The sequence below is a fragment of the Arthrobacter sp. N199823 genome (genome assembly GCF_002929705.1).
Taxonomy (GTDB): Bacteria; Actinomycetota; Actinomycetes; order Actinomycetales; family Micrococcaceae; genus Specibacter.
In genome coordinates, this window is sequence record NZ_PJIN01000004.1 from 293,843 (window position 1) to 312,553 (window position 18,711).

Here is an 18,711-nt window from a genome sequence, read left to right on the forward strand (position 1 = left end):
CCGATGCGCGGAATAGCGCACGTCCCGCAGGAGGTTCGGCTTGCGGACGATGCGCCAGACACCTCACGAAAATGCCGTTGCAACGTACCGCCGGCGTAGGCTAGCCGCATGATCCTTCCTGCGGTTCGTGACCCTCGGCTCATTTGTGTCCGCCGTGGTGGGACGCTGTCAGATACTGACCACCGCCTTCTGGCCGTGTGGGCGGCCACCTGCGCCGAACACGTGCTGCCCCTGTTTGAGGAATCGAATAGTGAAGACACTCGACCTCGTGACGCGATCGAAGCGGCCCGGATGTGGGCTCGCGGGCAAGCGAAAATGATGGATACCCGTGCGATCGGCGGGCACGCCATGGGCGCCGCTCGCCCTCTGCGTGGCGCCGCCCGCTTTGCCGCGTACGCAGCCGGTCAGGCAGCCTGCGTTGCTCATGTTCCTGAGCACGATCTTGGTGCCGCTGCTTACGCGATCAAGGCGGTTCAGGCCGCAGCACCCCGGGGAAAAGAAAAAGTGGCAGGCCAAGCTGAGCGTGACTGGCAGCGCCAGCATATTCCCGGCAGTCTTTACGATCTCGTCCTCGAGGACCAAGCCCGCCGCAACGACATCTGCTGGTCTGTATTCAACGACTGAAACTTCCGCCCAATCACGTTGCCCGGTAACCCTTCCACTTCCGGGCGCTCCTCTAGAGGGCCGACTTGCGGGACGTTCATAATCTGATCGGGGCTAAGCACTTATGGGATTGGGCGGGCAGAAGAGTAACAACATCGGAATGCGCACTGCTGCTTCAAAAAGGTTCCACTCCTGTGTCGAGTGCCAGAGGCCTTCCCTGCACTACGAATGCCAAGTTTACTTGACACCAGAGGGTTCCGTTACTACGTTGAAGTGCATGGTAAACACAGCAAAGTCTTCTAGTCGTCCTGTTGGTGCTGCCAGCGTCATTGGTTTCGTCCTTGCTGCAGTTTCCGGAATCATTGTCTTCAATCTGGAGTCGACTCCAAGTTGGATCCCAGGGGCGATCGCGGGCGTTGTCTTGATTTCAGTAGCGGGAATTATCGCATCGGTTGTCGCATCGGTGCCCCGGAAGGACCGTGGAGGTGTGGAATGGCAAGCCTTGCTCCATGGAGCTGCCGTTGCATCGGTGGTTGCCGTTTTCGGTGGTTTCGCATACGCATTCTTGGAAGCAATCCTCGATCTACCCCGTTTATCAGCAGGGGTATTTGGGATTGCCATCGGCATGGTTTGGCTCGTCGCAGCCTTGGTGATCCACGCAGAACGGCGTGGCTAGTGAAAACCAAGCTACGTGAAATGAGGTCGCGCTATCACTTGAGTCAGGATCAGCTGGGGCGACGAGTCGGTGTATCGCGCCAAACTATCGCCTCACTTGAAAGTGGTCAATTTCGGCCTGGGCTGCCACTTGCCTTCCGGCTCGCCCACCTGTTCAAGGTAAAGATTGAAGACCTGTTCACCCCCGATCCGGAGGATCTTGAGGCCGTTCAAGGTCTAGAGCAAGAAGGCGACCCTCGGGTATGACCAACACGACTGGCACGACATTAAACATGATGAAACGTTGCCGATCATGTGACTGGACTTCTATATATTCGTCCCGCATAGGGTTCCCCTGCGGACAACCCCCAACGACCTCGTTGCCGTCGATGCTTTGAGCAATCCGACCGGCCGTTGCCGGACCGGTTTACGGGCGGCTTCTGAGGCTCCCGAGAAGGGATCGGCTTCCTCAACCGGGATACCGTGAAGGCGACGTCCTCCCGTGGTTCGCATTACCCCTACCCCGTGAAAGAAGCCTGATGAAAACGGACACTCAAGTACTGGCAGCCGACATGATGCGATTTGCGTCCCTGCTAACACACATGGATCTCTCTGTCGTGGGGCTCAAATACGAATCCCTTGCTAGGGCGCTTCAGACCGAACCATCGGAAGAGTCTGTGGAGGAAGTTCGACTATGGCTCCGCTCGTCATTGAAGGGCGGCAACGGAAGCCTCAGTGACCGGTACGTGCAGAAGGACGGAGCAGTGGATGAAGTCCTCAACGCCGAGTACGAAAAACTTCTCCAGAAGTTCACGGATTTCGTCAATGCTGAGCCGGAATCGAACAAGAGCGCGGCTGCTGCCATATTCGCCAATGGAGGCACCTACTTCCGTCTGATCGAAACTCTCGCCCACAATAGATGGTTCTCCCTCAAAGGAACCTCCACTTACGAAGTAGCGACTGGGCCGGGAGTCACACGGCTGGTGACGTTGGATCAACTCGGTCAAGCTGTCGGCTATGGGCTGCAGGACTCCCGGAAGGACTGGCAGGAGTGCCGGATGGTTGCAGACCGCCTTTTCAGGGAGGGACGCAGGGACCATTGGGTTCACTACTCCAGCTCCTATGTCATTCGGGACGATGCACTCCGAAAGGATTGGTAGGGATATGTTCCCCAAAGGGGGAGCATCAACCTGATGCAAATGACAATGGAGGTTTCCCGTAGAGCGTTCCCCCACGGACTCCTCCATGGATCTCGGTGCTGTCGTTGCTTTGAGCGATCCGACAGCCATTGCCGGAGCGGATTATGCGAAACGTGGCTTGGATCCACAAACGTTGGGACAAGGTGGGGCAGGATGATGTGGTGACCACCAATGGCGAGCAACGCTTTCTGGCCCATGTCCAGAGGAACCCGATCAACGGGAAAATACTTGAACAAGCGCCGCTCCTTGGCGTCTCAGACTGGTGGCTAACAGCAGGGGCATTATTCCAAACCGTGTGGAACGTCTTGGAGCGTAAAGACCCGCAAACTGGTATCCGAGACTATGACCTGTTCTACTTCGGCAAAGACACGTCGTACGAAGCAGAAAACGAGGTCATTGTCCGGGCACGTGAGCTGTTCAAGGACCTGGGCGTCGAGGTCGAAGTTCGCAACGAAGCCCGTGTGCACCTATGGTCCGAGGACCACTTTGGCGTCCCGGCCATCCCCTTCACCAGCTCCACAGATGCCGTCGATCATTTCGCTGCGAAGACTTGTTGCTTCGCCGTCACCTCCGACAAAGCAGGAACACTCTCTACTTACGCACCTCACGGCTACGAGGACCTGTTCGCCCGAAAGATAGTGCCAAACCCGGTCCTTGCTCCCCAAGATGTGTACGAGACCAAAACCAAAAGATGGAGTGCACAATGGCCCTCACTAATAGTCATGCCCTGGCCCACGGACATATCTGCAGATGAAGCACCGTCCATGTCGAGGGGCGGAATGAAATCATGACAGCCCCTCTTCAGATGCGGTGGCTGACCACCCCTGCCATGGTCAATCCGGCTATGCGGAAGCAACTGCTGGCGTGTTGGCGGGACGTGTCCAACGCAGGTGGTGCCGTGGGGTTCCCGTTCCCACCGGTTTCTGCAGAGCAAGTCTTGGCGTCTCTTGACGCCATGGTCGAATCTCTTGATGATTCAGCCAATCGGCTCCTGCTGGCCACTATCAATGGGGAGTTGGCAGGGTGGCTTTTCCTGGCAGGCAATTCCAACGAGCTCACAGCACACTGGGCACGAGTGCTGCGCGTCCAAACCACCCTCGGCTTTCGGAAACAAGGTGTCGGGCGCGCGCTTATGACTGAGGTGGCACGAGCCGCCACCGAAGACCTCACTCTTGAACAGCTACATCTTGAACTGCGTTCCGGCATGGGCCTTGAATACTTCTACCAATCGTGCGGGTGGCAGGAGGTCGGGCGTTGGCCAACGGCACTGAGACTGCCGGAAGGAGACCGAGACGAAGTCCTCATGACGCTACCCCTGAGTCAAGATCCCGAAACGGCTGCCAGCGCCCGTTAAGCCCTCCCCTGCGGAAACCCGCACTGGTCGAGCATCACCCCGAAATCAACATCGTTGGAAACAGTGAAAGCGGCCCAGTGACGGTCCCTCTTCGGGTCTATCAGAGCAAGAGTTCCATAGAAAGGACGCCTGGTTCCGTTGACGTTGGATAGGTCCTGAATCCGATTCGCTCATAGGTGCGGATGGCGGGCGAATTCCCGGCGATGACATTTAGCGTGATCCGGCAGGCTCCCAGTACTTGACCTTTGGCCACGGCCAGCTCGACTAGAGTGGCGGCGAGCCCCTGACCTCGTTGTGCTGGATCGATGATGACCCGACCGATCCGGAAAGTCTCACCATACTGGGTGAGATCGAAATGGCCTACGGGTCTGCCGTTGCTGCTGCTCGCGCCAATCCATGCGCTGAGGTTCTGCTCGCTCTCCATCTCTGAGAGATGCTCTGTAGATAGTGGCCACGTCAAGCGTGGCCCAGTGAAAAGATAGAGAGCAGCAGCATCGGGTACCCATCCAACTATCGTGTCGAGATCTACGTCTTTTCGGGGCCGTATGGAGATCATAGATAAAGTCTCACACAGAGATTCAAGCGCCCGCAGATGGTTCCCCTTTGAGGAATGACTCTAGAACTCGTTATCTTGTCTCGGCACTCGTCGTCAGGGGCTTCATGGCTGATTCCACGCGTTCTGGAATCATCGTGACGCGAGGCGTGAGAACTTCCGGGGAAACGTGTCGTCGATGCAAGCGTGCCAGAATCGCATGTGCTTTTCATCAAGCCAGTGCTCCGATCGCTCAACACCGGAACTACCTTCGCCCTGGACGCTTTACCAATACAAGTAGTCATTTCCATCGATCGTCTCCGAAAAGATCGTCTCAACGTACATCTGCTCGGGCTCAAGTGTTTCTCGAACTGCGGAAGCATTCGAGTTCAGGAATTGCATCCACTCACCGACGCTACTTTGTGAGTTCTCGCGGACTCGGAACCGAGTCAATTCAATCTTCATTCGTCCATAGTGCCGGATTCGTGCCGAGGAACTCAAAGGATTCCCGGTCAGGGCTCCCGTGACGGGGCTGGGAAACTGGCTATGGGATTTGACAATCAGTTCGTGGCTTTGTGTGGAACGACCACAACCTGCACCTCATCTTCGTAGATGACCTGGCCGGGGTCATCACTGACGAGTCTCTCAACCGGCACGTCATGTCATGTCTCATGAGCATTTCCAAGCAAGGTTCTATGCGTTCAAGTAAATGCTTTGCAGTGTCCTTGAACCAAGCCGCCGCCTGCGGGTTCACCTGAGGATCATAAACACCGGGATTCAACTTGGACGGATCAGGGTAGGGCAGATTGAACCAATCATTTCCAGCCCTCCACGCAGCCCGTTCTGTGTCGCTGAGTTTTCCTTCAAGAGCGAGCCCATTGGCAAGCCCAAACACTCCGATGTGAATCCCCCGGTGGTTGGGAACGCGCGCTTGGTACCGAACAAACACCTGTTACCTCTGTTTTTCATACTCGACTACGTTGGGCACTCTCAGTCAATCAGTTTCATGATTCGAAGCGCTTCAGTGGAGCACAACTGCTGACCCAGTTTCAGTTAAGACCAACAACCTAGCCTCGCCGTCCCAGTGAGCGTTCCCCTGCGAGATATGGAATAGCCGACATTCCTCGTCAACGTCCCACAGCCTAGCGTCCCGAAATCTGACCGGCTTCCTGGACACATCGCCGGCCATTTCCTCACGGTTCCTTCGTGGTGCCCTCTTGTCTTGCTGGACTGTTTCCTTGCCGGCTTCTGAGTTCCATCCAAGCTCGAAGCGCCTGATAGAAGCAGAAGCCGCAAAGGGCAAGCGCGGCGACTGCTACCCACATTTTGATAGAAGTATCCCATTCAAAGAGCACAAGGAAGGAGATCAGGGTGCTTGCCCCCAAAAGGAGACGATTATTCCTGAACGACCGCAACTGAACAGTTGATGACTGTTGCAACTTATCTACATTCATAGTTAAAGGTAACAAGCTGACGACGGGATATATAGGTCCTTGCAACGTCCCGTAGCGGATTCCACTTATGAGGATGGGTCGATCTTGTCTGGATTGTGGGTCTGGTGGACTGCCTCGGCTTCTGCTGCCGCTGCAAGTTCCTCGTCGGAAATGCTTAGCATTAATGTGCTGTCGCGCATGGTGAAGAGGTGTGTGACAACCTCGCAGCGGTTGACTCTCCAAATGCTCGGCGGCACTTCTTCGTCCTCCCACGGCCGAGTCGGAGGTCCGTATAGATCCGTCAGCTTGCCAGACACAGCGTCGTTGCCGAGGCGAGTCGCAGGAGCCTGCGCGTCGGGGAATGAGTATAGGTGGAAGTGAACGCCAATAAACCTGCCGCGAAAAGAGTCCCAAGAGGCAAAGGCAACACCTGGAAGCTCAGTGAGGAGAGTAAATGACGCGGTAGCCGACCCCTCCGAGTCGTGATCCAAGCGGTCTCCGGTTTTGAAGTTAAGTCGTCTGAAGAAAGACTCACGTTCCTCATCGGAGCTTGGCCAAGTTCCCTCCACCAGTTGCGCCACCAGAGCAGCAACTGAGGCCGGATCTGGAATTAGTTCGCTCTGCCGCTCAACGGTCGTGTTCATATGGCGACCCTACCGGCTGAAGGCGTCGAAGTATGCCCTTCATCCCCTGAAGATTGATTCGCAAAGGTGATGTCTTTCTGGCTGAATGTCTAGGTCAAATAATTGCACGCACTTCTCACCCTCACGCGGCCACCACCAAAGTTCCAGCCCGCAGGACGTCCCCGCTACGGAACGCACAAACAACCGCTTGCCGGTGAGCCCAAGCCACCCAACCAACCACACCCCCGCCAAAGGTTGGTGACACGAATTTGAAAATACTGACAGAGCCAGAGTGAGAACCTAGACTCAGCGCCCCCATCAGGTTGTGGCGCCTACTGCACCTTGGGCCGCCAAATGCCAAAGCGGTTGTCATGCGGGTCGATGAGGTGGGCAAATTCGATGGCGCCGTTGTCCACCAGCGGCACAGCGACACTGGCCCCCAGGGCCACTGCCTTGTCGATAGCGGACGCAACGTCGTCCACCTGGACATAGAAGATGGCCCAACTCCCGCCACCCATGGCGGAGGTGTCCCACAGTCCGCCGTGTTCACCATTCACCATGCTGTAGCTGGCATCCGATGGTGGGCCCACGGGCCAGCCGAACATTCCCGTATAAAAGGCCTTGCTGGTCTCGGGATCGGGCGTGCCAATTTCAAAATAGTTGACCGGGTTGGACATAGCAGGCCTTCTTGTATCAGGTGGAATGGGTATATTCCACCAGTGTGGACCTGTAGCAGGCAGCGCACAATGCATCGCGTTGACTCAGCCAAAGTACTCGCGAAACGGGGTGCGTGTCTCATCTATTTTTTGCTCGCGAAAGTTCTGGCCACCGTGGCAGGCAACGCGGCGTGCTGGGGTGATGAAACAGGGGCTGTCGAAGGAAACCCGGCAACACATCGTTGGCGGTTTTGCCGCCGAGGACCTGACGGGAACCAAGGACCAGATGGGCGTGATGCTCAAGTACCTGTGCGCGTCGGCAGATTGGTCCCGGGCCAACGCCCGCCGACGTTTGGCCGCCAAACTCGAGCGGCTGGAACGTTTCGGGGAGCTTGGCACCTAGGTATGGTGCGGGCTTATCTAGACGGGCGGGAGTGCGGCTATCAGCTGACTGGCTTGCAGTGCAGGAGCCGGCATTTTTTGTAGGTGACGTAAATGAGACACCAAAGGCCGCCCGCGGCCGACGCGTCTGGGTCCACGGGTGCGAGGGACCCGCTGCGAGCTTGCAAGCAGTGGATCCCTCGGGGAATAGTCAACGGAAAAATGCTGGCCCTGCACCGCAGACTGCTTAGGCGTGGCCGGCTTCTCGCATTTGGCGTAGTTCCTTCTTCAGGTCGCCCACTTCGTCTCGGAGCCTAGCGGCAAGTTCGAAGTGGAGGTCAGCGGCGGCGCCGTGCATCTGGGCTGTGAGCTCTTCGATAAGCGTGATGAGTTCAGCAGCTGGACGGGAGGTGGCGCCGTCGGTTGCCTTCTTCTTGCCAGTCTTCCCGCCGCCTTCGCGCTTCAAGCGGGCTTCTTCCAGGAGGGCGGCGGTGTCTGCGTCTTCACGAGCCAATTGGTCGGTGATGTCGGCAATCTTCTTGCGGAGCGGCTGCGGGTCAATGCCGTGCTTCTTGTTGTAGCTGACCTGGATTTCCCGGCGTCGATTGGTCTCATCGATCGCGAATGCCATGGATGCCGTGATGCGGTCCGCATACATGTGAACCTCACCCGAGACGTTTCGAGCGGCACGGCCGATGGTCTGAATCAGCGATGTGGAGGAGCGCAGGAAGCCTTCCTTATCGGCGTCGAGGATGCTGACCAGGGAAACTTCCGGAAGGTCCAGGCCTTCACGGAGCAAGTTAATGCCCACGAGGACATCGAAGACGCCCATTCGCAGTTCGCGCAGCAATTCCACGCGGCGCAGAGTGTCCACGTCGGAGTGCAGGTACTGGACCTTAATACCGTTGCCCAGAAGATAGTCGGTCAGGTCCTCGGACATGCGCTTGGTCAGCGTGGTCACGAGAACGCGCTCATTCTTGGCCGTGCGTTTGCGAATCTCACCAAGCAGGTCATTGATCTGGTCTTGTGAAGGCTTAACGATGATCTCGGGATCGATCAGACCTGTGGGGCGGATGATCTGCTGGACGTAGCCATCTGAGACGCCAAGCTCGTACTTGCCGGGGGTTGCCGAAAGGTAAACAGTTTGGCCGATGCGCTCTAGGAACTCATCCCATTTAAGAGGCCGGTTATCCATAGCCGAGGGCAGGCGGAAGCCGTGGTCAACAAGGGTGCGCTTACGAGACATATCGCCCTCATACATGGCGCCAATCTGCGGAACTGTCACATGGGATTCGTCAATGACCAGCAGGAAATCGTCAGGGAAATAGTCAATGAGACAGTGCGGGGCGCTGCCCTTGTCGCGGCCGTCAATGTGCCTAGAGTAATTTTCAATGCCGTTGCAGAAGCCCATCTGCTCCATCATTTCCAGGTCATAGGTGGTGCGCATGCGGAGGCGCTGGGCCTCAAGGAGCTTGTTTTGGCTTTCAAGTTCCGCAGTCCGGGCCGCGAGCTCGTCCTCAATTTGTTTTACCGCACGGGACATCCGCTCTGGCCCGGCAACATAGTGCGACGCCGGGAAAACGTACATTTCGTTTTCTTCACGGATGATCTCCCCCGTTAAAGGATGGAGCGTGTAGATATTTTCAATCTCGTCACCGAAGAACTCAACCCGGATGGCTTGCTCTTCATACATGGGAATGATCTCCACAGTGTCACCGCGCACGCGGAAGGTGCCGCGGTGGAAGTCAATGTCATTGCGGGTGTACTGCATGCTGACAAACTTGCGCAGCAGGTCATCGCGATTCATCTGGTCGCCGCGCGTCAAGGTCACCATGCCCGCCACGTACTCTTCGGGCGTGCCCAAACCGTAGATGCAGGAGACAGTGGCCACCACGATGACGTCGCGCCGAGTCAGCAAGGCGTTGGTTGCTGAGTGACGCAGCCGTTCCACTTCCTCATTAACGGAGGAGTCCTTCTCAATGAAGGTGTCCGACTGGGGCACGTAGGCCTCGGGCTGGTAGTAATCGTAGTAGGAGACGAAATACTCGACGGCGTTGTTGGGCAGCAGCTCCCGAAACTCGTTAGCAAGCTGTGCGGCAAGTGTCTTGTTTTGCACCAGCACCAATGTGGGCCGCTGTACCTGTTCAATCAGCCACGCAGTGGTGGCTGACTTACCTGTTCCCGTGGCACCCAAGAGCACCACGTCCTTCTCTCCATTATTAATGCGCTCGGTCAGTTCCTTGATAGCGGCCGGCTGGTCGCCAGCTGGCTTGAACTCACTGATCACTTCGAAGGGTGCCACAACACGGTTGATTTCCTGCGCAAGACTCATGGCGTTAACGCTACCCCTCCTTTCGGCTAGCAGCACACTATCTGACGCAGTCGATGGGGACAACACCCCATGACACATACGATGGATTAAGGGGCAGGCATGCAAAAATGGGATAGAAAATCATCACTTTCACGCCCCAAAGTTCCTTTGAGAGGAAAACATGTCTTCCAACACTCCCGAAAACAAGTACGGCCAGCCCGGCCAGAATCCCGCACCGTACCCTCAGGCACCTGCTCCCTCTGGCCAGCAGCCCGGTCAGTATGGCGCCCCCGCCGTTGACCCCGGCAAGACCATGGCCATCATTGCCATCATCTTGCCGTTCGTCGGTTTCGGCCTAGTCGGCCTGATCCTCGGTATTGTCGCTAAGGTCAAGTCCAAGAAGGCCGGCTACAAGAACACCTTGGCCCTGGTAGCCATCATCATCAGCGCCGTGGCCATTGTGGCCTCGATCATCGTTACCATCGTCCTCATCAACTTCAGCTTGGACCTCGCCCAGCAGCTTGTGGAACTTTGCCAGGACGGTTCAGAAACGGTTACTGTCAACGGCCAGCCCGTTTCCTGCAGTAGCGTCAGCGGCTCCTAAGACAACCTCCTAAGAGAACCCAGTGTGGCCCGCACCCTTTGGTGCGGGCCACACTGCTTTGTGGAGCTTTCGCCGAGCGACCGCATCCGAGCCACCGTGAGAAAAGCGGGCTAGGTAACGGCGTTGCGCCGCTTGAAGTCAGGGGCATCCCACGACCGGGTATCGAGAATATCGCGCAGGATCTCCACCGCGTCCCAAATATCTACATAACTCAGGTAGAGCGGGGTGATGCCGAAGCGCAAAACCCCCGGCTCCCGGTAATCTCCGATAACGCCTCGTGCGATGAGTGCGCTCATCACGGCGTAGCCCTCTGGGTGACTGAAACTCACGTGACTTCCCCTGCGCGCGTGCTCGCTTGGCGTCATGAGTTCCAGCGAGTGATCGCCGCAACGCTGTTGGACGAGCGTGATGAACAAATCGGTCATGGCCAGGGATTTGGCGCGGAGTGCTTCCACACCGACGTCGAGCATGATGTCGAGTCCCGTTTCCACCATGGCCATCGCCGTGACCGGCTGAGTGCCACAGAGAAATCGATTGATGGAAGGAGCCGGCGTATAGGAATCCGCCATCGCGAAGGGATTGGCATGCGACCACCAGCCAGCCAACGGCTGCCAAAAACGCTCCTGGTGCCGGACGTTGACCCAAATGAATGCTGGTGAACCCGGCCCACCATTGAGGTACTTATACGTACATCCCACAGCGTAGTCAGCATCCGCACCGACAAGGTCAAGAGGGACGGCCCCGGCGGCATGTGCCAGATCCCAGACCGCCAAAGCACCGACGGCGTGGGCTTGGGCACTCACCTCTGCCATGTCCCACATGGCCCCCGTTCTGTAGTTGACGTGGGATAGCGCGATGACCGCCGTCGATTCATCGAGAGCCTGGCTCAGCGGCAACTCATCATCAAGCAGCCGCACCTCGTAGCGAACACCTGTTTCCTGGCTCATAGTGTTCAGGAAGTCAGTGATCCCTTCTGCAATGTAGACGTCCGAGGGAAAATTGTCGCGTTCAGTCACAATGACGCGTTTCTCAGGGTGGTCCACCTGCTGAATACGAATGGCCGAGGCGAGGGCCTTGAAGAGGTTCAGGCTGGTTGTGTCGGTAACTACTGTCTGACCTTTGCCAGCGCCGATGAGCTTCGCCAACTTGTCCCCCAAACGTCCTGGGAGATCAAACCAACCGGCTGTGTTCCAACTGCGAATGAGGCCAACGCCCCATTCCTCGGTGACAACTTCTTGGATACGCTCCAAAGCGCCGACCGGGCGTGGACCCAGAGAATTTCCGTCAAGATAGATAACTCCCGGTGGCAGGATAAACCGCCCCTTGAATCGGGCCAGAGAATCGGTCTCATCAGCGGCGAGGCAGTCTTTACGTTCACTACGGGCGGCGAGGCCATTCAACGTCATCTTTACTCCTGTGGATTCTGCCAACGCAACACAGCCGCGCGAGCTATCCACACCGTAGAATAAACATCAATCCGGAACAAGATGTATTGAATAATCAGCAAGAATTGGTGGCAAATCTGATGTTCAATTCAGAATTGATACGCGATCACCGGAGTCACCTGCATCCCGTTCGGCTGGATGAATCAGACCTGATCATCCTGCGTGAGCTCTACAGTGACGCCCGCATGCCCAACAACATCTTGGCAGCACGCGCAAACTTAGCGCCCTCGACCTGTCTCAACAGAGTTGAGAATATTACGTGAAGACGGAATCATCCGTGGATTCCACACAGATATCGATTTGCGCGGCCTAGGCCTGAACGGTGGGGGCCATGATCACCTCCTGCACGTGGTCTGCGCCAGCACAAGGCACCTGCGGGACTTCGTCGCTCTCAACCTTGGCAGCAATCAAGCATTCGTTAGTACTGCAACGACCTTGATCTTTGAGCAGTTCTAGGATGCCAGAGTAATCCTTGCATTCTGCCCCGGATCTGCCGAAGCCAACACGGTGGCGCCACTGCTGGTATTCGACACCGGAAAGAAGCCTGCACCGGCAAGCGCACCGAGGATCAGCTCTGGCACATTGCCGTCCAGCGGCACCACGCCAAACGAAGGCCCAGCACCGTCCGGTTGCAAGGCACTAATGCTGGCCTGCTCCCCCACCGCATGCTGGAGGCGTGCCAGCATCCTGGCATTCGACGCTGGCTCTGCGTCAAGCCTTGGCGTGCCAAGCAGTCCATCAGCCGAAGAATTGTGAGCACGTCCCACAGTTAGGTTCTCGGCGAATGGCATCAGCCGTCCATACCAAAGAGAGTCCAAGGCCGCGACTGCTTCTTCGCGTGTGCCATCATTGACCAGCACAACATCGGCCACGGCCGCGCGGTCTTCGTCGGTTGCCTGGGCTGTCATACGTGCCAGTGCATCCTCCCGGGACATGCCCCGGTCACGGATCATACGCTCAAGCCGCAGCTCCCGAGGGGCTTGCGCCACCACTACCAGGTGATAGTTGGGGCCTTGCCCGGACTCGACCAGCAGCGGGATGTCTTGGACAACAATGGCGCCGGGACCGGCGTCGGCCTTCAAGGCATTTGCGGCGGCCCGCACCAACGGGTGAGTGATGGCATTCAACGCAGCGAGTTCCGTTTTATCGGAAAAGACCCGGGCACCCAGAGCGGCGCGATTCAGCGAGCCATCCGGGAGCAGGATTTCGGATCCGAAATGATCAACGACGGCGGCCAGCCCGGCAGTGCCGGGGGCCACCACTTCGCGGGCCAGCTGGTCGGCGTCAATGAGCACAGCGCCCAGCTCACGGAAACGGGCGGCCAGCAGCGATTTGCCGGCGGCGATGCCGCCGGTCAGTCCAAGTGAAAGCATGAGTCCATAATAGCCAGCACCTGCAGCGGCGCAGGCAATGATTCGTGGCTCAGCTTTTTGGGGCGCCTGCCGGGGCGACGATGTGGTTTATCTGAAACACGTTGCCGGGATCGCAGTACACCTTCATCCGTACCAGCCGCGCGGAGTCATCACCGATGACCTGCACACCCGAACTGGGGTTCAGCTCCTCCCGGTAGTTCTTAGTCCTTGAGTAGACCCGTGGCAATGAACGCTCTACGGTAAATCTCTTTGATGACGATTTCCTTGCGTGCGTTGTACTGCATGGAGTGTTCGCCAGCGGCCCGTGACAACGCAGCCGCCCCAAGCTTGGTTTCTGCGTAGAGCAGACGATCGTCAGGATTGCCACGGAGCCAGTCGCGGAAGATTCGATGCTTGATAACCTCGGGACTGTCATAGCCAAAGACGTGCAGATGGCACGCTGGCTCCGCGTGACGCAGGAGGCGATGGCCAAACCACCAAGGTTCCCGAACCCGTAGTTCGAATCCGGCACGTTCAAGGGCCGGAACGTATGACGCCTCATCGTTGGGGTCGGCAACGATCAGGTCAATGTCGATAATTGCTTTGGCAGGGAGGCCTGGAACGGAAGTAGACCCAACATGTTCAATGGCCAGTGCGTGCCATCCCAGAGCTTCCTTGATCTGCTTATCGAGCACCTGGAATTGCCCGGGCCATACATTACTCCAGTCGACGATGTCGACATTCAGTGACGGTCCGGCGCCAGAAACATAGGGGCATTGTCCTTCGGGAACAGTCGGTTCGTGAAACGTCACGATGTCGTTGGCGTGTGGCATGACTCTATTCTTACTGATCCATGCCATTTCTGAGCTCGGCACCACACTTTGGGCAGCAAACCTCCCCTAACGCCGGGGCCTGGTCCGTCCGGCAAAACCCGCTATGGAGCTACCGCCGGAGTGGTCTCGAAAGATAATGGTGGAGGCCTGTGGCGCTCACGCTTTGACGAGTGTGAGCGAAACGTCTACCGCTCAGATCACGCCAGTGTTTGTTCTAGGTATTGCTCCGTTTCGTTGAACACTAGATGGCCTTGGGCACCGTTGACAATCGGAAGTTGTGGCGGAACATGACCGCATTCCACATTTCCGATGATGGGTACTCCGAGCATTCCCAGGGCATCAAGGACTGCCTCGGTCTGGGTGAGCGATGCCGAATCAGGAGCGCCGGTGCGTCCGACGAGAATGGCTGTGGCTCCATCGAAGAATCCGGCCAAGCGCATGCCGTGAAGATGTCGGCAAATCGTCGTGGCCTCAACGCTCGAGGCTTCTATATAGATGATCAAGGAATCAGCTGGGTCCTTCCGCAAGGCCTCAGTGCTGAGGTATGGGGTGCCGGCAAGGTTGACCATTGTCTCAATGCAGCCACCGATCAGACGGCCTTTGACACTCACCTCGCTCTTGCCCTTGTCGAGACGTTCCCAGGCCCCGGCGCCGTTCCATGCATTTTCGGTTATTTCGGGATTGTTCTCCCAATCGTCCCAGTCATTGACACGGTAAACGCCCGGCGATGCTTGCTTGAAACGTGCGCCTGTGGGCAGCGAGGCAATATCGAGCCACGACTTCAACGATTCCGGGACATTATATGGACTGTCCATGAGATTGCTCCCGTGGAGTGTTGCCAGGCCAGTCCGGAGCGTGATCGGAGTGAGCAACGTTGAGATATCGGAATAGCCTACGAACCATGTCGGTTCCGCGGTAGCGATTGCCTCGAAATCTAGGTGAGGCATCAGATCGATAGCGGTTGCTCCTCCCCACGGAGGAATAATGGCCCGGATTTTCGGATCCAGAAGCATCCTCATGAGTTCCTTGGCACGCTGTTCTAGGGGCGCGCTGACGTGTGTGGAGCCGTCCATGCAGTCGCCCACGTCCACGGCGAACCCGCGGTCACGTAGTTGCTGTACGGCAAAGTCAAAACGTCCCAGAAGCGATTCGGGTACACCGCTCGACGGGGACGTAACACCAATGTGGTCGCCAGCTACTAGTGGCCGGGGGTATCGAATCTCCATGAATTCATACTTGCATGCCTAGGGGAGCATCCAAAAAGGCTTCGCGAGTGAGACGGTACTGGAGCGCCAGAGTCCAGATCCTTCACGACTATTGCGGCCATAAGCCCGAGTGATTGGTCATGCCATAGGGCGCCGGCGCACGCCCGCGGATAGGATGGCATCGTGACAATTTCCCCAGCGACACCCGGGCCGAACAGCTACACAACACTGGCATCCGGGCCCGACTTTCGGCACGAAATTTCCATCAAACGCTCGCGGTTCATCACAGTGCTGCGCCGGGTTGAGCAGGAATCCTCCGCACGGGAACTGGTCACCGAATTGCGTAAGGAATTCTACGACGCCAGGCACCACTGCTCAGCCTTTGTCATTGGCGCCGATCGCAGCATCCAGCGCTCTAATGACGACGGCGAACCCTCCGGTACCGCAGGGACCCCCATGTTGGATGCGCTCATCAAAAGGGAGATCCGCACGCCGTCTACAAAAGGCACCACCGCACACGGTGCCGCCGATCTCAGCGACGTGTGCGCCGTCGTCGTGCGCTACTTTGGTGGCATCCTGCTCGGTGCCGGAGGGCTGGTGCGGGCCTACTCTGAATCAGTCAGTACGGCTCTGGAGCTGGTCCCGCTGGCACGTAGGGAACGGCTTAAACTGTTCACTGTGGCCGTGCCCCACGCAGATGCTGGACGGCTGGAGAATGATCTGCGCGGCGCTGGCTATGTCATGACGGGCAACACTTACGACGGCGCCAGTACTCACCTTGGCCTGGCCATGTCCGACGACGAGCAGGTCATTATCGATGCTATGGAACGGCTCGCTTCACTCACCGCTGGCCGGTGCACACTGATTCCCACCGGCACCGACTGGGTGGACACAGCCCTGCTATCAAGATGAGCTTCCCTGAAACCGTCTGCTAACGTCCCTACCGCAGCGGGTAACTGCCCTGCGGACGGTTAGGCGGAAACTTCTCATAGCGGACGCCCCTCGGGTTGCTTGGCAGAGCGGCCAAAATATAGACAACTAAGGCGCCTGCATAAGGAATCAAGGCTAGAGCAAGAAGCCCACCACTCATGTTGGCGTCATGAAACCGCCGAACGAACAGAGCCAGTGTTGGCACCACGGTGCCCAACACGAAGAGTACGTAGACGAACATCATCAGTCCGCCCAGGAATCCAGCAACGCCGCCGCCATTTCCTGTTCCGAAGATGCTGACCACAAGGAGCAATCCCCACAAGATCAACTGCATCCACCAGAATTCACTGCGTGTGGAACGGCCACTAAAGGTGGCATATTGCTTGAAATAGCTCTTAACGGCGCCAACCAGCCCTGTGTACTGCCCATGTTGCTGCGCGGGAGCATAGGGGGCTTGAGCCGTCGGCTGCATCTGCGGATGTGCCGCATACGCCGGAGGCTGCGGCGTCGCTGCTTGTTGAGGGACCTGAGGCGCAGGCTGCTGGCCCGGGGCCACGTACGGGCGCGGAACATCTTGTGACGGCGGAGGTGTTGCCGGGCTGAAATAGCCGGGGGTTACATGCCCAGCAGACGGCGGGGTGTAAGGACCGGGATTATTTTGGTCCCCTCCCGGATAGTTTGTTGGCATGTGCTGCTCCCCCGATGTTTGTGCGTGTGGTGTCATGATCATATCTTTGCTCACTGACAAAGTTCTCAGCGAGCGGCTCCTATGACGGGCTTTCGCCTTGGAAACCCTTGGACCACCGTGGAAACAGAACTAATAGCTCTACGCGTTAAGCAAGTGTGGGCCCCAGCCAATGGCTAGGACCCACACTCAAGTCAGCAGCACTGCGTTTTCACACAGCCATGCTTACCTGTGCCGAAATTAGTTTCCGGTCAGCTTTTCGCGCAGAGCAGCAAGTGCCTCGTCGGAAGCCAGCGTGCCGGCACCTGACTCGGTTGCAGCAGGCTCGGAGGAGTAGGAAGTCCCTGCGGACTCGCCACCTTCACCGGCGTTGTCGGCAGCTGCATCTTCTGCGGCGTGCTCGGCAACCTGCTTCTTGTGGGACTCCCAGCGAGCCTGAGCGTCAGCGTACTGCTGCTCCCAGACGGAGCGCTGAGTCTCGTAGCCTTCAAGCCACTCGTTGGACTCGGAATCGAAGCCCTCCGGGTACTTGTAGTTGCCTTCTTCGTCGTACTCAGCAACCATGCCGTAGAGTGCGGGATCGAACTCGGTGGAGTCGACGTCAACACCCTCGTTGGCCTGCTTGAGGGACAGCGAGATCCGGCGGCGTTCCAGGTCGATGTCGATGACCTTGACGAACAGTTCGTCACCAACGGAGACAACCTGCTCGGCCAGCTCAACGTGGCGCACGGCCAGCTCGGAGATGTGAACGAGGCCTTCGATGCCGTCTTCAACGCGAACGAACGCACCGAACGGAACCAGCTTGGTGACCTTACCCGGTACAACCTGCCCGAGGGCGTGGGTGCGGGCGAAGGTCTGCCACGGGTCTTCCTGCGTAGCCTTGAGCGAGAGCGATACACGCTCGCGGTCCAGGTCAACTTCGAGAACCTCAACGGTGACTTCCTGGCCAACTTCGACAACCTCAGACGGGTGGTCGATGTGCTTCCAGGACAGCTCGGAAACGTGCACGAGGCCGTCTACGCCGCCCAGGTCAACGAATGCACCGAAGTTGACGATGGAGGAAACAACGCCGGGACGAACCTGACCCTTTTCCAGCTTGTTGAGGAACGTGGAGCGAACCTCGGACTGGGTCTGCTCGAGCCAAGCACGGCGGGACAGAACAACGTTGTTGCGGTTCTTGTCCAGCTCGATGATCTTGGCTTCGATCTGCTGACCGATGTAGGGAGCCAGGTCGCGCACGCGGCGCATCTCGACCAGCGATGCGGGCAAGAAGCCGCGCAGGCCGATGTCGAGGATAAGTCCACCCTTGACCACTTCGATGACGGTACCGGTAACGACACCATCTTCTTCCTTGACCTTCTCGATGTCGCCCCAGGCACGCTCGTACTGAGCGCGCTTCTTGGAGAGGATCAGGCGGCCTTCTTTATCTTCCTTCGTGAGGACCAAGGCTTCGACCTGATCGCCAACGGCGACAACGTCACCGGGATCAACGTCGTGCTTGATGGACAGCTCACGGGAGGGGATGACACCTTCGGTCTTGTAACCGATGTCGAGCAGAACCTCGTCGCGGTCAACCTTGACAACTACACCTTCGACGAGATCTCCGTCGTTGAAGTACTTGATGGTTGCGTCCACTGCGGCGAGAAATTCTTCAGCAGTACCAATGTCGTTGATTGCAACAACAGGAGTACTTGTCTTCTCGGGGGTCGTGATGGTCATGTAGTAGGGGCTCCGATGTGGATAGTTGGTTTCGCCAATTCCCAAGCCGGCCGCGAAAGGTCGCTGCCAGCCCGGTGGGAACCGGAATTATTAGGGTTGCAGGGGTTCCTGCGAAATACTTGGTGCACGTACTGCGCGTCACAAGACCGCCGAAACGGCCCTTTTCACGCATGACATGCCTATTTAGTCTAG

General features: G+C 57.6%; 20 protein-coding genes and 1 pseudogene. 10 read left to right on the forward strand and 11 right to left on the reverse strand.

Annotated features, from left to right (window positions below; translation table 11 throughout):
- The first annotated feature begins 108 nt into the window (after nt 1-108).
- From CXQ93_RS11590 to CXQ93_RS11615, 6 genes are all read left to right on the forward strand, one after another.
- Nucleotides 109-624, forward strand: coding sequence for a putative immunity protein (locus CXQ93_RS11590; RefSeq protein WP_104110564.1), 516 nt, complete (start codon nt 109-111; stop codon nt 622-624).
- 256 nt (nt 625-880) lie between these two features.
- A complete protein-coding gene (locus CXQ93_RS11595; protein ID WP_104110565.1) occupies nt 881-1,279 on the forward strand; it encodes a hypothetical protein in 399 nt (132 codons plus the stop codon).
- A 20-nt stretch (nt 1,280-1,299) separates the two neighbouring features.
- Nucleotides 1,300-1,524 (forward strand): helix-turn-helix transcriptional regulator, encoded by a 225-nt coding sequence (locus CXQ93_RS11600; RefSeq protein ID WP_104110681.1) that lies wholly within the window; start codon nt 1,300-1,302, stop codon nt 1,522-1,524.
- A gap of 272 nt (nt 1,525-1,796) precedes the next feature.
- Entirely contained in the window at nt 1,797-2,417 is a 621-nt protein-coding gene (locus tag CXQ93_RS11605) for a hypothetical protein (RefSeq protein WP_104110566.1), read from the forward strand.
- A 143-nt stretch (nt 2,418-2,560) separates the two neighbouring features.
- Nucleotides 2,561-3,247 carry a nucleotidyltransferase family protein gene (locus CXQ93_RS11610; protein WP_104110567.1) on the forward strand — a complete coding sequence of 229 codons (687 nt, stop codon included), beginning with the start codon at nt 2,561-2,563 and terminating at the stop codon, nt 3,245-3,247.
- A complete protein-coding gene (locus tag CXQ93_RS11615; protein WP_104110568.1) occupies nt 3,244-3,810 on the forward strand; it encodes a GNAT family N-acetyltransferase in 567 nt (188 codons plus the stop codon). Before CXQ93_RS11610 ends, CXQ93_RS11615 begins: the two co-directional genes overlap by 4 nt.
- Nucleotides 3,811-3,910: 100 nt before the next feature.
- On the opposite strand, the gene CXQ93_RS11620 is transcribed toward CXQ93_RS11615, so the two are convergent.
- The 4 genes and pseudogenes from CXQ93_RS11620 to CXQ93_RS11640 form a co-directional block, all read right to left on the reverse strand.
- Nucleotides 3,911-4,366 (reverse strand): GNAT family N-acetyltransferase, encoded by a 456-nt coding sequence (locus tag CXQ93_RS11620; protein ID WP_104110569.1) that lies wholly within the window; start codon nt 4,364-4,366, stop codon nt 3,911-3,913.
- A 129-nt stretch (nt 4,367-4,495) separates the two neighbouring features.
- Nucleotides 4,496-4,807, reverse strand: a pseudogene (locus tag CXQ93_RS11625) (DUF6176 family protein).
- A gap of 1,054 nt (nt 4,808-5,861) precedes the next feature.
- Nucleotides 5,862-6,419 (reverse strand): hypothetical protein, encoded by a 558-nt coding sequence (locus tag CXQ93_RS11635; RefSeq protein WP_104110570.1) that lies wholly within the window; start codon nt 6,417-6,419, stop codon nt 5,862-5,864.
- A 311-nt stretch (nt 6,420-6,730) separates the two neighbouring features.
- Nucleotides 6,731-7,075 carry a VOC family protein gene (locus CXQ93_RS11640; RefSeq protein WP_104110571.1) on the reverse strand — a complete coding sequence of 115 codons (345 nt, stop codon included), beginning with the start codon at nt 7,073-7,075 and terminating at the stop codon, nt 6,731-6,733.
- A 181-nt stretch (nt 7,076-7,256) separates the two neighbouring features.
- Here CXQ93_RS11640 and CXQ93_RS11645 point away from each other — a divergent pair, with 181 nt between their 5' ends.
- Nucleotides 7,257-7,457 (forward strand): hypothetical protein, encoded by a 201-nt coding sequence (locus tag CXQ93_RS11645; protein WP_104110572.1) that lies wholly within the window; start codon nt 7,257-7,259, stop codon nt 7,455-7,457.
- A gap of 225 nt (nt 7,458-7,682) precedes the next feature.
- On the opposite strand, the gene uvrB is transcribed toward CXQ93_RS11645, so the two are convergent.
- Nucleotides 7,683-9,767, reverse strand: a complete 2,085-nt coding sequence (gene uvrB / locus CXQ93_RS11650; protein WP_104110573.1) for an excinuclease ABC subunit UvrB — start codon at nt 9,765-9,767, stop codon at nt 7,683-7,685.
- 160 nt (nt 9,768-9,927) lie between these two features.
- Here uvrB and CXQ93_RS11655 point away from each other — a divergent pair, with 160 nt between their 5' ends.
- A complete protein-coding gene (locus tag CXQ93_RS11655; protein ID WP_104110574.1) occupies nt 9,928-10,350 on the forward strand; it encodes a DUF4190 domain-containing protein in 423 nt (140 codons plus the stop codon).
- A gap of 110 nt (nt 10,351-10,460) precedes the next feature.
- On the opposite strand, the gene kynU is transcribed toward CXQ93_RS11655, so the two are convergent.
- Nucleotides 10,461-11,756, reverse strand: a complete 1,296-nt coding sequence (gene kynU, locus CXQ93_RS11660; RefSeq protein ID WP_104110575.1) for a kynureninase — start codon at nt 11,754-11,756, stop codon at nt 10,461-10,463.
- Nucleotides 11,757-11,980: 224 nt separating this feature from the next.
- Here kynU and CXQ93_RS21105 point away from each other — a divergent pair, with 224 nt between their 5' ends.
- Entirely contained in the window at nt 11,981-12,058 is a 78-nt protein-coding gene (locus CXQ93_RS21105) for a hypothetical protein (RefSeq protein WP_258068950.1), read from the forward strand.
- A 189-nt stretch (nt 12,059-12,247) separates the two neighbouring features.
- Here the strand turns inward: CXQ93_RS21105 and coaE are convergent, their stop codons facing one another.
- The 3 genes from coaE to CXQ93_RS11680 form a co-directional block, all read right to left on the reverse strand.
- On the reverse strand, nt 12,248-13,168 hold the full coding sequence (gene coaE / locus CXQ93_RS11670; RefSeq protein ID WP_104110576.1) for a dephospho-CoA kinase: 921 nt from the start codon (nt 13,166-13,168) through the stop codon (nt 12,248-12,250).
- 200 nt (nt 13,169-13,368) lie between these two features.
- Nucleotides 13,369-13,980, reverse strand: coding sequence for a GrpB family protein (locus tag CXQ93_RS11675; RefSeq protein ID WP_104110577.1), 612 nt, complete (start codon nt 13,978-13,980; stop codon nt 13,369-13,371).
- 197 nt (nt 13,981-14,177) lie between these two features.
- Entirely contained in the window at nt 14,178-15,206 is a 1,029-nt protein-coding gene (locus CXQ93_RS11680; RefSeq protein WP_104110578.1) for a S66 peptidase family protein, read from the reverse strand.
- A gap of 168 nt (nt 15,207-15,374) precedes the next feature.
- Between CXQ93_RS11680 and CXQ93_RS11685 the strand changes: the two genes are divergently transcribed.
- A complete protein-coding gene (locus CXQ93_RS11685; RefSeq protein ID WP_374953403.1) occupies nt 15,375-16,097 on the forward strand; it encodes an IMPACT family protein in 723 nt (240 codons plus the stop codon).
- A gap of 28 nt (nt 16,098-16,125) precedes the next feature.
- Here the strand turns inward: CXQ93_RS11685 and CXQ93_RS11690 are convergent, their stop codons facing one another.
- Nucleotides 16,126-16,839: a DUF805 domain-containing protein gene (locus CXQ93_RS11690; protein WP_258068921.1), complete on the reverse strand. Its 714-nt coding sequence runs from the start codon at nt 16,837-16,839 to the stop codon at nt 16,126-16,128.
- Between the two features lie 201 nt (nt 16,840-17,040).
- Nucleotides 17,041-18,519, reverse strand: coding sequence for a 30S ribosomal protein S1 (rpsA, locus tag CXQ93_RS11695; protein ID WP_104110579.1), 1,479 nt, complete (start codon nt 18,517-18,519; stop codon nt 17,041-17,043).
- Between the last annotated feature and the right edge of the window lie 192 nt (nt 18,520-18,711).